The sequence below is a fragment of the Streptomyces antarcticus genome (assembly GCF_026627255.1).
GTDB classification, from domain to species: domain Bacteria; phylum Actinomycetota; class Actinomycetes; order Streptomycetales; family Streptomycetaceae; genus Streptomyces; species Streptomyces antarcticus.
Genome location: NZ_JAPNLM010000009.1, coordinates 163,834 through 176,147 on the forward strand (window position 1 = coordinate 163,834; position 12,314 = coordinate 176,147).

10 protein-coding genes are annotated in these 12,314 nt (G+C 70.5%); 9 read left to right on the top strand and 1 reads right to left on the bottom strand.

Annotated elements, in window-relative coordinates:
- Positions 1 to 38 precede the first annotated feature (38 nt).
- The 9 genes from ftsW (at position 39) to OTB16_RS16315 (ending at position 8,778) form a co-directional block, all read left to right on the top strand.
- On the top strand, positions 39 to 1,400 hold the full coding sequence (ftsW, locus tag OTB16_RS16275; RefSeq protein ID WP_267720918.1) for a putative lipid II flippase FtsW: 1,362 nt from the start codon (positions 39 to 41) through the stop codon (positions 1,398 to 1,400).
- A 6-nt stretch (positions 1,401 to 1,406) separates the two neighbouring features.
- Complete coding sequence (murG, locus tag OTB16_RS16280; protein WP_267720920.1) at positions 1,407 to 2,501, top strand: undecaprenyldiphospho-muramoylpentapeptide beta-N-acetylglucosaminyltransferase; 1,095 nt, start codon at positions 1,407 to 1,409, stop codon at positions 2,499 to 2,501.
- 32 nt (positions 2,502 to 2,533) lie between these two features.
- Positions 2,534 to 3,379, top strand: a complete 846-nt coding sequence (locus OTB16_RS16285) for a cell division protein FtsQ/DivIB (RefSeq protein WP_420717710.1) — start codon at positions 2,534 to 2,536, stop codon at positions 3,377 to 3,379.
- 279 nt (positions 3,380 to 3,658) lie between these two features.
- On the top strand, positions 3,659 to 4,864 hold the full coding sequence (gene ftsZ, locus OTB16_RS16290; protein ID WP_267720922.1) for a cell division protein FtsZ: 1,206 nt from the start codon (positions 3,659 to 3,661) through the stop codon (positions 4,862 to 4,864).
- Positions 4,861 to 5,592, top strand: coding sequence for a peptidoglycan editing factor PgeF (pgeF, locus tag OTB16_RS16295; RefSeq protein ID WP_383910394.1), 732 nt, complete (start codon positions 4,861 to 4,863; stop codon positions 5,590 to 5,592). Before ftsZ ends, pgeF begins: the two co-directional genes overlap by 4 nt.
- A gap of 3 nt (positions 5,593 to 5,595) precedes the next feature.
- On the top strand, positions 5,596 to 6,315 hold the full coding sequence (locus OTB16_RS16300; RefSeq protein ID WP_267720923.1) for a YggS family pyridoxal phosphate-dependent enzyme: 720 nt from the start codon (positions 5,596 to 5,598) through the stop codon (positions 6,313 to 6,315).
- A 149-nt stretch (positions 6,316 to 6,464) separates the two neighbouring features.
- Entirely contained in the window at positions 6,465 to 7,082 is a 618-nt protein-coding gene (locus OTB16_RS16305) for a cell division protein SepF (protein WP_267720924.1), read from the top strand.
- 60 nt (positions 7,083 to 7,142) lie between these two features.
- Positions 7,143 to 7,439, top strand: a complete 297-nt coding sequence (locus OTB16_RS16310) for a YggT family protein (protein ID WP_030155988.1) — start codon at positions 7,143 to 7,145, stop codon at positions 7,437 to 7,439.
- A gap of 82 nt (positions 7,440 to 7,521) precedes the next feature.
- Positions 7,522 to 8,778 carry a DivIVA domain-containing protein gene (locus OTB16_RS16315; protein WP_267720925.1) on the top strand — a complete coding sequence of 419 codons (1,257 nt, stop codon included), beginning with the start codon at positions 7,522 to 7,524 and terminating at the stop codon, positions 8,776 to 8,778.
- Positions 8,779 to 9,055: 277 nt separating this feature from the next.
- On the opposite strand, the gene ileS is transcribed toward OTB16_RS16315, so the two are convergent.
- Positions 9,056 to 12,235 (bottom strand): isoleucine--tRNA ligase, encoded by a 3,180-nt coding sequence (gene ileS, locus OTB16_RS16320; protein WP_267720926.1) that lies wholly within the window; start codon positions 12,233 to 12,235, stop codon positions 9,056 to 9,058.
- Between the last annotated feature and the right edge of the window lie 79 nt (positions 12,236 to 12,314).

Genomic DNA, 12,314 nt, shown 5'->3' on the forward strand with positions numbered 1-12,314 from the left:
GGCTGCTCGCCCCGTACGAGTGGAGGGGAAGATCACAGATGCCGGCCAAGCAGATGCTTCCGGGGCGGCGGCCGTCCGCCGCGAGGGCGCAGGGCCGCAAGCGCCCCGCGGTGCGTGTGAAGCGGCCCGCCGGGCGCGGGCCGCTGGCCCGGTTCCGGCGTACGCAGGAGCAGGTGCGCAAGGCCTGGGACCGTCCGCTCACCGCGTACTACCTGATTTTCGGCAGCTCGCTGCTCATCACCGTGCTCGGTCTCGTGATGGTCTACTCGGCCTCCATGATCAAGGCGCTGCAGCTCGGCCTCGGTGACGCCTACTTCTTCAAGAAGCAGTTCCTGGCCGCCCTGATCGGCGGCTGCCTGCTGCTCGCCGCCTCCCGGATGCCGGTCAAACTGCACCGGGCCCTGTCCTATCCGGTGCTCGCCGGCACGCTGTTCCTGATGGCCCTGGTCCAGGTTCCCGGGATAGGGGTGTCGATCAACGGCAACCAGAATTGGATCTCCCTTGGCGGTCCGTTCATGTTGCAGCCCAGTGAGTTCGGCAAGCTGGCACTGATCCTGTGGGGCGCCGACCTGCTCGCGCGCAAGGGCGACAAGAACCTGCTGAGCCAGTGGAAGCACCTGCTGGTGCCGCTGGTCCCGGTGGCGTTCCTGCTGCTCGGACTGATCATGCTCGGCGGCGACATGGGCACCGCGATGATCCTCGGGGCGATCCTGTTCGGCCTGCTGTGGCTCGCGGGCGCCCCGACGCGGCTGTTCGTGGGGGTGCTGGCGTTCGCGGGTGTGATCGTCGCACTTCTGATCAAGACGAGCCCGCACCGGATGGACCGGATGGCGTGCCTCGGCGCGACAGAACCGGGCAAGAACGACCTTTGCTGGCAGGCCGTGCACGGGATCTACGCCCTCGCCTCGGGCGGCTGGTTCGGTTCCGGCCTGGGAGCCAGTGTGGAAAAATGGGGCCAACTACCCGAAGCCCACACCGACTTCATCTTCGCCATCACCGGGGAGGAACTGGGTCTGGCGGGGACGCTGTCGGTACTCGCCCTGTTCGCGGCCCTAGGCTATGCGGGTATCCGCGTGGCCGGACGCACGGAGGACTCCTTCGTACGGTTTGCCGCGGGAGGCGTGACCACCTGGATCACGGCGCAAGCCGTGATCAACATCGGTGCGGTGCTCGGCCTGCTGCCGATCGCCGGAGTCCCGCTCCCGCTGTTCTCCTACGGGGGGTCGGCCCTGCTGCCGACGATGTTCGCGGTCGGACTGCTCATCGCCTTCGCGCGGGAGGAGCCGGCGGCACGCGCGGCCCTCGCGATGCGGCAGCCGAAAAGCGGCTGGAGGCGGACCGGGGTGAGATGGAAATCGATGAGACGGCGCGTCAAGAAGCGTCCGTCCGGAGAGCGGTGAATTTCGGTGCATGTCGTACTCGCCGGTGGGGGGACCGCCGGCCACATCGAGCCGGCGCTCGCCCTCGCGGACGCCCTGCGCAGGCAGGACCCTTCAGTGGGCATCACCGCCCTCGGCACGGAGCGCGGACTGGAAACCCGCCTGGTGCCGGAACGCGGCTACGAGCTGGGCCTGATCCCCGCCGTACCGCTGCCCCGCAAGCCCACCCCGGAGCTGATCACCGTCCCGGGACGGCTGCGCGGCACCATCAAGGCCGCGGAGGAGATCCTCATCCGCACCAAGGCCGACTGCGTCGTCGGCTTCGGCGGCTACGTGGCCCTGCCCGGCTACCTCGCGGCCAAGCGGCTCGGGGTGCCGATCATCGTCCACGAGGCCAACGCCCGGCCCGGACTGGCCAACAAGATCGGCTCCCGGTACGCCCACGCCGTCGCGGTCTCCACCCCCGACAGCAAGCTGCGCGGCGCCCGCTACGTGGGCATCCCGCTGCGCCGCACGATCTCCACCCTCGACCGGGCCGCCGTACGCCCCGAGGCGCGCGCCGCGTTCGGCCTGGACCCCCACCTGCCGACGCTGCTCGTCTCCGGCGGCTCGCAGGGCGCCCGCCGCCTCAACGAGGTGATCCAGGCGGTCGCCCCGACCCTCCAGCGCTCCGGGATCCAGATCCTGCACGCGGTGGGCCCGAAGAACGAACTGCCGCGTGTCGACAACATGCCCGGGATGCCGCCTTATGTGCCGGTACCGTACGTGGACCGGATGGACCTCGCGTACGCCGCCGCCGACATGATGCTGTGCCGCGCGGGTGCGATGACCGTCGCCGAACTGTCCGCCGTCGGGCTCCCGGCCGCCTACGTCCCGTTGCCGATCGGCAACGGCGAACAGCGGCTCAACGCCCAGCCGGTGGTCAAGGCCGGCGGCGGCCTGCTCGTGGACGACGCGGAGCTGACGCCCGAGTGGGTGCTCGGCCAGGTCCTCCCGGTGCTGTCCGACCCGCACCGCCTGTACGAGATGTCCCGCGCCGCCGGCGAGTTCGGCCGCCGGGACGCCGACGAGCTGCTGGTCGGCATGGTGTACGAGGCGATCGCGGCACACCGGGCCCGCTGAGGCGGGAACGCACAGACGCAGGAGGCACAGGAGTGGCCGGAGCGACGACCGCACAGCGCGGCACACCGGGTTCTGGCGGGCCCTCCCGCAAGGGCCCCGGCGCTCCCGGGCGCCCTGGGCCCCCGAAGCCCGCCAAGTCGTCGAAGAGGTCCGGCCCGCGGGGCCCCGGCGTGCGCGTGCGCCGGGGCCCCGTACTGGCCTCCCTGGTGGCCGCGGTGCTCCTCGCCGGGGGCGTCACCTGGGTGCTCTACGGCTCCTCCTGGCTCCGCGTCGAGAAGGTCACCGCCGCCGGCACGGACGTGCTCACCCCCGAGCAGGTCCTGGCCGCGGCGGCGGTCCCGGTCGGCGCGCCCCTGGTGAGCGTGGACACCGACGAGATCGAAAACCGTGTCAGGGGGCGCCTGTCCCGCATCGATTCGGTCGATGTCGTACGGGCCTGGCCGCACGGAATCGGACTGAAAGTGACGGAACGCAAACCCGTCCTGCTCATCAAAAAGGGCGCCGACTTCGTGGAAGTGGACGCTTCGGGTGTGCGATTCGACACGGTTCCGAAAGCACCGGGGGGCGTTCCGGTGCTGGAATTGAACGCGGGAGGCTCTCCGAGCGCCCGCCGCTTCGACGAGGAGCGGCTGCTCCGCGAGGCCGTCCTCGTCGCCGGATCGCTCCCCGGGCCGGTCGCCAAGGAGACCTTGCAGGTCAAGGTGGGTTCCTACGATTCGGTCCTGCTGGAGCTGACCCGGGGGCGGACCGTGGCCTGGGGCAGCGGCGAACAGAGCGACGCGAAGGGGCGCGCGTTGACCGCTTTGCTGAAAGCCGCGCCCAAGGCCGATCACTTCGACGTGAGCGTCCCCACCGCCCCTGCGGTGTCCGGGAGTTGACGTCGGGTCCAACATCGACGCACCCTGGTTGGCCAGCGATACGGGTGATCACATAGGGTGAAAAGAAAAACGGGAGGTTCGGCGTGTTCGTTGAACACGCGCTACTTGTCGACTTAGTGTCCTGTTCGGAAGAACCCAGGGAACAGACACACCCCTAACCCTAAACTTCAGGGTGAGGGTTCGGGTCGGCGCGTTAGAACCGTCCCTATTTCGGCATCAGTCGTCGCAACGCAGGCCCGCGAGGCGGCGACACGTAACTCGAGGCGAGAGGCCTTCGACGTGGCAGCACCGCAGAACTACCTCGCAGTCATCAAGGTCATCGGTGTCGGCGGCGGTGGTGTCAATGCCATCAACCGAATGATCGAGGTCGGTCTCAAGGGCGTCGAGTTCATCGCCATCAACACGGACGCCCAGGCGCTGTTGATGAGCGACGCCGACGTCAAGCTCGACGTCGGCCGCGAACTCACCCGGGGCCTCGGCGCCGGCGCCAATCCGGCCGTCGGTCGCAAGGCGGCAGAGGACCACCGCGAGGAGATCGAGGAGGTCCTCAAGGGGGCCGACATGGTCTTCGTCACCGCCGGTGAGGGCGGCGGCACCGGCACCGGCGGCGCACCCGTCGTCGCCAACATCGCGCGCTCGCTGGGCGCCCTGACGATCGGTGTGGTCACCCGGCCGTTCACCTTCGAGGGCAGGCGCCGGGCGAACCAGGCGGAGGACGGCATCGCCGAGCTCCGCGAAGAGGTCGACACCCTCATCGTCATCCCCAACGACCGGCTGCTGTCCATCTCGGACCGCCAGGTCAGCGTGCTCGACGCCTTCAAGTCGGCCGACCAGGTCCTGCTGTCGGGCGTCCAGGGCATCACCGATCTCATCACCACCCCGGGTCTGATCAACCTCGACTTCGCCGACGTCAAGTCCGTGATGTCCGAGGCCGGCTCGGCGCTCATGGGCATCGGCTCGGCCCGCGGCGACGACCGCGCGGTGGCCGCGGCCGAGATGGCGATCTCCTCGCCGCTGCTGGAGGCGTCCATCGACGGCGCCCGCGGCGTGCTGCTCTCCATCTCCGGTGGCTCGGACCTCGGTCTCTTCGAGATCAACGAGGCCGCGCAGCTGGTGAGCGAGGCCGCGCACCCCGAGGCGAACATCATCTTCGGCGCCGTCATCGACGACGCGCTCGGCGACGAGGTACGGGTCACCGTCATCGCGGCCGGGTTCGACGGCGGACAGCCCCCGGCCCGCCGGGACAACGTCATCGGCGCCGCGTCCACGAAGCGCGAGGAGCCGGCACCCGCGCCGGTCCGCTCGGCGGAGCCGGTCCGTCCGGCCTTCGGCGGGCTCGGCTCGGTCACCCCGCGCGAGGAGCCCCCGGCCCCCGTCGAGCCGGCCCCGGTCGAGGTCCAGGCCCCCGCGCCGCAGGTCCCGACGGCCCGGCCGTACCAGGACAGCCCGGCCGAGGAACTGGACGTCCCGGACTTCTTGAAGTGACACCGGAGCAGCACCACGTGGGCGGCGCCCACTTCGCCTTCACCGACAGGTGGGGCGGAGTGAGCGCCGTTCCGTACGAAGAGCTCAACCTCGGCGGCGCGGTCGGAGACGACCCTGCCGCCGTTCTCGCGAACCGGGTCCGGGCGGCGGGGTCCCTGGGCATCGAGCCCGGCCGGGTGGTCTGGATGAACCAGGTGCACGGCCGGGACGTCGCGGTGGTCGACGGACCGTGGGCCGCCGACGCGGACATCCCCCGCGTGGACGCCGTGGTGAGCGCCCGCCGGGGGCTCGCCCTCGCCGTGCTCACCGCCGACTGCACGCCCGTCCTGCTGGCCGACCCCGTCGCCGGGGTCGTGGGCGCCGCGCACGCCGGGCGGCCGGGGCTGGTCGCCGGGGTCGTGCCCGCCGCCGTCGAGGCGATGGTGGCCCTCGGGGCCGAGCCGGGCCGGATCACCGCCCGTACCGGACCCGCGGTCTGCGGCCGCTGCTACGAGGTGCCCGCCGCAATGCGGGACGAGGTCGCCGCGGTGGTGCCGGCCGCCCGGGCCGAGACCAGCTGGGGCACACCGGCCGTCGACGTGGTCGCCGGAGTCCACGCGCAGCTCGCGGAGGCGGGGGTGATGGAGAGTCGCCGTTCCCCGGTCTGCACACTGGAGTCGCGGGACCACTTCTCGTACCGCCGCGACCGGGTGACCGGGCGGCTTGCCGGATATGTCTGGTTGGACTGAAAAATGACGGACCGTGAGTCGGAACTCGCCGAAAACCTGGCGCGGGTGGAGGAACGCCTCTCGTCGGCCTGTGCGGCGGCGGGACGCGGGCGGGACGAGGTGACCCTCATCGTGGTCACCAAGACCTACCCGGCGAGTGACGTACGGCTGCTGGCGGACCTGGGTGTCCGTCATGTGGCGGAGAATCGCGACCAGGACGCCGCCCCCAAGGCGGAGGCCTGCGCGGACCTGCCGCTCACCTGGCACTTCGTCGGCCAGTTGCAGACCAACAAAGTCCGTTCCGTGGCGGGATACGCGCACCTGGTGCAGTCGGTCGACCGGCCCAAGCTCGTGACGGCCCTGTCCGCGGCCGCCGCGCACGCGGGCCGGGAGCTCGGCTGCCTCGTACAGATCGCCCTCGACGCCGAGTCGGGCGGACGGGGGGCCCGCGGGGGCGCCGCACCGGAGCAGCTCGCGGAGTTGGCGGCCCTCGTGGCCGGCTCGCCCGGACTGCGGATCGACGGGCTGATGACCGTCGCGCCGCTGGCCGGTCCGTACGCGGGACGCGAACAGGCCGCTTTCGAGCGGCTGGTGGAATTGTCATCCCGGCTGCGCGCGGACCATCCGGCTGCCACGATGGTCTCGGCCGGGATGAGCGCAGACCTGGAACAGGCCGTGGCGGCCGGTGCGACACATGTACGCGTCGGCACTGCGGTACTCGGCGCGAGACCCCGGCTCGGGTAACGTCGCGAAGAAAGTCGGACCACAGCAGAAAATATGGTCATTCCCGCTGATGGGCGGGCAGACCACGTGGATCGCGGGCAGTTGGTGACATTCGTGACACAGCGGCACCTGCGACAGGGCGATCCACCACAGAGCGGAGGACTCAGAGAATGGCCGGCGCGATGCGCAAGATGGCGGTCTACCTCGGCCTCGTGGAGGACGACCGGTACGACAACCCGGGGTACGACCCCGACGACGAGTTCGAGCCCGAGCCGGAACCCGAGCGAGCCCGAGACCGGGACCGCCGACCGCAGCCTGTTCACCAAGCGCCCGTATCGGACGAACCGGTACGAGTCGCACAGCCACCAGCGCAGCGGGAACCCATCCCAATTCCGGTTGAAAACGGACGTCCTGCGCGAATCGCCCCCGTGGCATCCATCACACCCGATCGCTCGAACCTGGAGAAGAACGCCCCCGTGATCATGCCCAAGGTCGTCTCCGAGCGGGAGCCGTACCGCATCACGACGCTGCACCCCCGGACCTACAACGAGGCCCGTACCATCGGGGAACACTTCCGTGAGGGCACTCCGGTGATCATGAATCTCACGGAGATGGACGATACGGATGCGAAGCGTCTCGTGGACTTCGCCGCCGGTCTCGTCTTCGGTCTGCACGGCAGCATTGAACGCGTGACACAGAAGGTGTTCCTGCTGTCGCCTGCTAACGTCGATGTCACGGCGGAGGACAAGGCCCGCATCGCGGAGGGCGGGTTCTTCAACCAAAGCTAGACCGATCCGTCAGATACGGGACCGGGAACAGAGCGGAAGCTGGGGAGAGGGAAGCGCGGGATGGGTGTCGCACTACAGGTCGTCTACATCGCGCTGATGTGCTTCCTCATCGTGCTGATCTTCCGACTGGTCATGGACTACGTGTTTCAGTTCGCACGTTCATGGACACCCGGCAAGGCGATGGTGGTCGTTTTGGAGGCCACCTACACTGTCACCGATCCACCGCTCAAGCTTCTTCGGCGTTTCATCCCGCCGTTGCGTCTCGGGGGCGTGGCACTCGACCTGTCCTTCTTCGTTCTGATGATCATCGTTTACATCCTCATCAGTTTCGTGAGCACCGCTGCGAGAAGCGTGTGAACGATGTGCTCCCCCGCAGGCGCGGGGACAGTCCCGATACGGTCTTGCCGACTGCCGACGACTACGTAGAGGTGAAGAAGAGATGCCGCTGACCCCCGAGGACGTGCGGAACAAGCAGTTCACGACCGTCCGCCTCCGAGAAGGCTATGACGAGGACGAGGTCGATGCCTTCCTCGACGAGGTCGAGTCCGAACTGACGCGCCTGCTGCGCGAGAACGAGGACCTGCGCGCCAAGCTGGCCGCCGCCACGCGTGCCGCCGCGCAGAACCAGCAGCAGCAGGGCATGCGCAAGCCGGAACCCCAGGACCAGCGAGGCCCCGGCGCCCCCGTGCCCGCGGCCATATCCGGCCCGCCGCAGCAGCAGCAGCCCCAGATGGGCCCGCCCCAGCTGCCGGGCGGCCAGCCGCAGCTGCCGCCGGGCCCCGGCGGGAACGGACCGCAGGGTCCGGGCCCGATGGGCGGCCCCATGCAGCAGCACCCGATGGGTGGACCGCAGGGCATGGGCCAGCAGTCCATGCAGCAGCAGCAGCAGCACCAGCAGCAGCCCCAGCAGCAGCAGTCGATGGGCGGCCAGAACCCGCTCGGCCAGCCGATGGGCCAGCAGATGCAGCCCATGGGGCAGCAGATGCAGCCGATGGGGCAGCAGATGCAGCCCATGGGCCAGCAGATGCACCAGCAGCAGCCCCAGCAGCTTCCGCAGCAGAGCCCCGGTGGCGACAGCGCCGCCCGCGTCCTGTCGCTGGCGCAGCAGACCGCCGACCAGGCGATCGCGGAGGCCCGTGCCGAGGCCAACAAGATCGTCGGTGAGGCCCGGTCGCGCGCCGAGGGTCTGGAGCGGGACGCCCGCGCCAAGGCCGACGCGCTGGAGCGGGACGCGCAGGAGAAGCACCGCGTCGCGATGGGCTCCCTGGAGTCCGCCCGCGCCACGCTGGAGCGCAAGGTCGAGGACCTGCGGGGCTTCGAGCGCGAGTACCGCACGCGTCTGAAGTCCTACCTGGAGTCGCAGCTGCGTCAGCTGGAGACCCAGGCCGACGACTCCCTGGCCCCGCCGCGCAACCCGGGTGCCCCCTCGCTGCCGCCGTCGCCGTCGCCCTCGATGGCTCCGGCCGGTGCGATGGGCCACTCCATGGGAGGCCCGTCCATGGGCGGCCCGTCGATGGGCGGCCCGTCCTCCATGGGCGGTCCCTCCCCGATGGGTGCCCCGTCCTACGGCGGCAACCAGCAGCAGATGTCCCCGGCGATGACCCAGCCGATGGCTCCGGTGCGGCCGGCTGCGCCGCAGCCGATGCAGGCGCCGTCTCCCATGCGGGGCTTCCTGATCGACGAGGACGACAACTAGGCGCCGCGTTCGGCGTCGGCACAGTCGCTTCACGGGCCGGGCCCGGTTCCCCTTCGGGGGTGCCGGGCCCGGCCCGTTTCGTGTGTCCCGGTGCCGGTGCCGGTGCCGGCCGGTGGCTGGGGCCGGTGTCGCTGCCGTCGGGCGGGTGCGGCCCACCGCCCTGGGGCGGAGCCCCGGAGGTCTGAGCCCCGCCGGATGCCGAGGCGCGGGGGACTCGGGGAAACGGGAGCGGCCCGTACCCCCCCGGGAGGGTGGGTACGGGCCGCTGGGGGTGGGGTTACGCCTTGCGGAGGTGGAAGGTGAGGGAGAGGGGCTCGTCCGTGAAGGGGGCGCCGTACGCGGCGTCCGCTTCGCCGGGGGCGAAGTCCACCGCCAGGACCTCGTCGGAGATCAGGGCCGCGTGGTCGGTCAGCGCCGTCACGACCTCGGGCTCCGGCGAGGACCACCGCAGGGCGATCCGGTCCGCCACGTCCAGGCCGGAGTTCTTGCGGGCCTCCTGGATCAGGCGGATCGCGTCACGGGCCAGGCCCGCCAGCCGCAGCTCGGGGGTGATCTCCAGGTCCAGGGCGACCGTCGCCCCGGAGTCCGAGGCGACCGACCAGCCCTCGCGCGGGGTCTCGGTGATGATGACCTCCTCCGGGGTGAGGGCCACCGTCTCGCCGTTCACCTCGACCTCGGCGGAGCCGGACCGCAGGGCCAGGGACAGGGCCGCCGCGTCGGCGGCGGCCACCGCCTTCGCCACGTCCTGTACGCCCTTGCCGAAACGCTTGCCCAGCGCACGGAAGTTGGCCTTGGCCGTGGTGTCCACCAGGGACCCGCCGACCTCGGAGAGGGAGGCCAGGGAGGAGACGTTCAGCTCCTCCGTGATCTGGGACCTCAGTTCGGGGGAGAGGGCGTCGAAGCCCGTGACCCCGACCAGGGCGCGCGACAGCGGCTGACGGGTCTTCACGCCCGACTCCGCGCGGGTGGCGCGGCCCAGCTCGACCAGGCGGCGCACCAGCTGCATGTGGCGGGAGAGCTCCGGGTCGACCTGCGCGGTGTCCGACTCCGGCCAGGAGCTGAGGTGCACGGACTCCGGCGCCTCCGGGGTGACCGGGACGATCATGTCCTGCCAGACCCGCTCCGTGATGAAGGGCGTCAGCGGGGCCATCAGGCGGGTCACCGTCTCCACCACGTCGTGGAGCGTGCGCAGCGCGGCCGCGTCACCCTGCCAGAAGCGGCGGCGCGAGCGGCGGACGTACCAGTTGGAGAGGTCGTCGACGAACGCGGACAGCAGCTTGCCGGCGCGCTGGGTGTCGTACGACTCCATCGCCTCCGTCACCTCGGCGACGAGGGTGTGGAGTTCGGACAGCAGCCACCGGTCGAGCACCGTGCGGTCGGCCGGCGCCGGGTCGGCCGAGGACGGGGCCCAGTTCGACGTACGGGCGTACAGCGCCTGGAAGGCCACCGTGTTCCAGTACGTGAGGAGGGTCTTGCGCACGACCTCCTGGATCGTGCCGTGGCCGACGCGCCGCGCCGCCCACGGGGAGCCGCCCGCCGCCATGAACCAGCGGACGGCGTCCGCGCCGTGCTGGTCCATCAGCGGGATCGGCTGCAGGATGTTGCCCAGGTGCTTGGACATCTTGCGGCCGTCCTCGGCCAGGATGTGGCCGAGGCAGACCACGTTCTCGTACGCGGACTTGTCGAAGACGAGGGTGCCGACCGCCATGAGGGTGTAGAACCACCCGCGGGTCTGGTCGATGGCCTCCGAGATGAACTGCGCCGGGTAGCGCTTCTCGAAGACCTCCTTGTTCTTGTACGGGTAGCCCCACTGCGCGAACGGCATCGAACCCGAGTCGTACCAGGCGTCGATGACCTCCGGAACGCGGACGGCCTCCAGCGCGCAGCCCTCGTGCGTGCAGGTGAAGGTGACGTCGTCGATGTACGGGCGGTGCGGGTCCAGCGCCGACTGGTCGGTGCCCGTCAGCTCGGACAGCTCCGCGCGGGAGCCGACGCAGGTGAGGTGGTTCTCCTCGCAGCGCCAGATCGGCAGCGGGGTGCCCCAGTACCGGTTGCGGGACAGCGCCCAGTCGATGTTGTTGTTGAGCCAGTCGCCGAAGCGGCCCTGCTTGACGGAGTCCGGGAACCAGTTGGTCTTCTCGTTCTCCCGCAGCATCGCGTCCTTGACGGCGGTGGTGCGGACGTACCAGGACGGCTGCGCGTAGTAGAGCAGCGCCGTGTGGCAGCGCCAGCAGTGCGGGTAGCTGTGCTCGTAGGCGATGTGCTTGAAGAGCAGGCCGCGCGCGTCGAGGTCGGCGGTGAGCTTCTCGTCGGCCTTCTTGAAGAAGATGCCGCCGACGAGCGGGACCTCCTCCTCGAAGGTGCCGTCGGGGCGGACCGGGTTCACGACGGGCAGGCCGTACGCGCGGCAGACCGCGAGGTCGTCGGCGCCGAAGGCGGGGGACTGGTGGACGAGACCGGTGCCGTCCTCGGTCGTGACGTACTCGGCGTTGACGACGTAGTGCGCCGGCTCCGGGCTTCCCCCATCGGTTCCCTCGCCGGTGCTCGGGAACTCCACCAGCTCGAAGGGGCGCTGGTAGGTCCAGCGCTCCATCTCCTTGCCGGTGAAGGACTCGCCGGTGGCCGACCAGCCCTCGCCGAGGGACTTCTCCAGCAGCGGCTCGGCGACGACCACCTTCTCGGTCCCGTCGGTGGCCACGACGTACCGGACCTCCGGGTGCGCCGCGACGGCGGTGTTGGACACCAGGGTCCAGGGGGTCGTCGTCCAGACGAGGAGGGCCGCCCCGCCCGCGAGCGGGCCGGAGGTCAGCGGGAAGCGGACGTAGACCGAGGGGTCGACGACCGTCTCGTAGCCCTGGGCCAGCTCGTGGTCCGACAGGCCGGTGCCGCAGCGGGGGCACCAGGGGGCGACGCGGTGGTCCTGCGTGAGCAGGCCCTTGTTGAAGATCTCCTTCAGCGACCACCACACGGACTCGACGTACTCGGGGTCCATGGTCCGGTAGGCGTCGTCCAGGTCGACCCAGTAGCCCATGCGGGTCGTGAGCTCGGTGAACGCGTCGGTGTGGCGGGTCACGGACTCGCGGCACCTGGCGTTGAACTCGGCGATGCCGTACGCCTCGATGTCCTTCTTGCCGTTGAAGCCGAGCTCCTTCTCGACGGCGAGCTCGACGGGCAGGCCGTGGCAGTCCCAGCCGGCCTTGCGGGCCACGTGGTAGCCGCGCATCGTGCGGAACCGGGGGAAGACGTCCTTGAAGACGCGGGCCTCGATGTGGTGCGCGCCGGGCATGCCGTTCGCGGTGGGCGGGCCCTCGTAGAAGACCCACTCGGGGCGGCCCTCGGACTGCTCCAGGGTCTTGGCGAAGGTCTTGCTCTCGCGCCAGAAGTCGAGGACGGCGTGCTCGAGGGCGGGCAGGTCGACCTGGGCGGGTACCGGGCGGTACTGCGGCGGTGTGGTCATGAGGCTGAACTCTTCCTCCGGCGGGATGTCACTTCCGTCCGGAGGGACGAGGGCCGTCACGGCTCCCGCGGTACCACCC

Excerpts from the sequence above, each read along its gene's own strand:
- ileS (WP_267720926.1), bottom strand. The coding sequence starts at position 12,235 with ATGACCACACCGCCGCAGTACCGCCCGGTACCCGCCCAGGTCGACCTG.
- ftsW (WP_267720918.1), top strand. The coding sequence starts at position 39 with ATGCCGGCCAAGCAGATGCTTCCGGGGCGGCGGCCGTCCGCCGCGAGG.
- OTB16_RS16305 (WP_267720924.1), top strand. The coding sequence starts at position 6,465 with ATGGCCGGCGCGATGCGCAAGATGGCGGTCTACCTCGGCCTCGTGGAG.
- OTB16_RS16310 (WP_030155988.1), top strand. The coding sequence starts at position 7,143 with ATGGGTGTCGCACTACAGGTCGTCTACATCGCGCTGATGTGCTTCCTC.
- OTB16_RS16300 (WP_267720923.1), top strand. The coding sequence starts at position 5,596 with ATGACGGACCGTGAGTCGGAACTCGCCGAAAACCTGGCGCGGGTGGAG.
- OTB16_RS16315 (WP_267720925.1), top strand. The coding sequence starts at position 7,522 with ATGCCGCTGACCCCCGAGGACGTGCGGAACAAGCAGTTCACGACCGTC.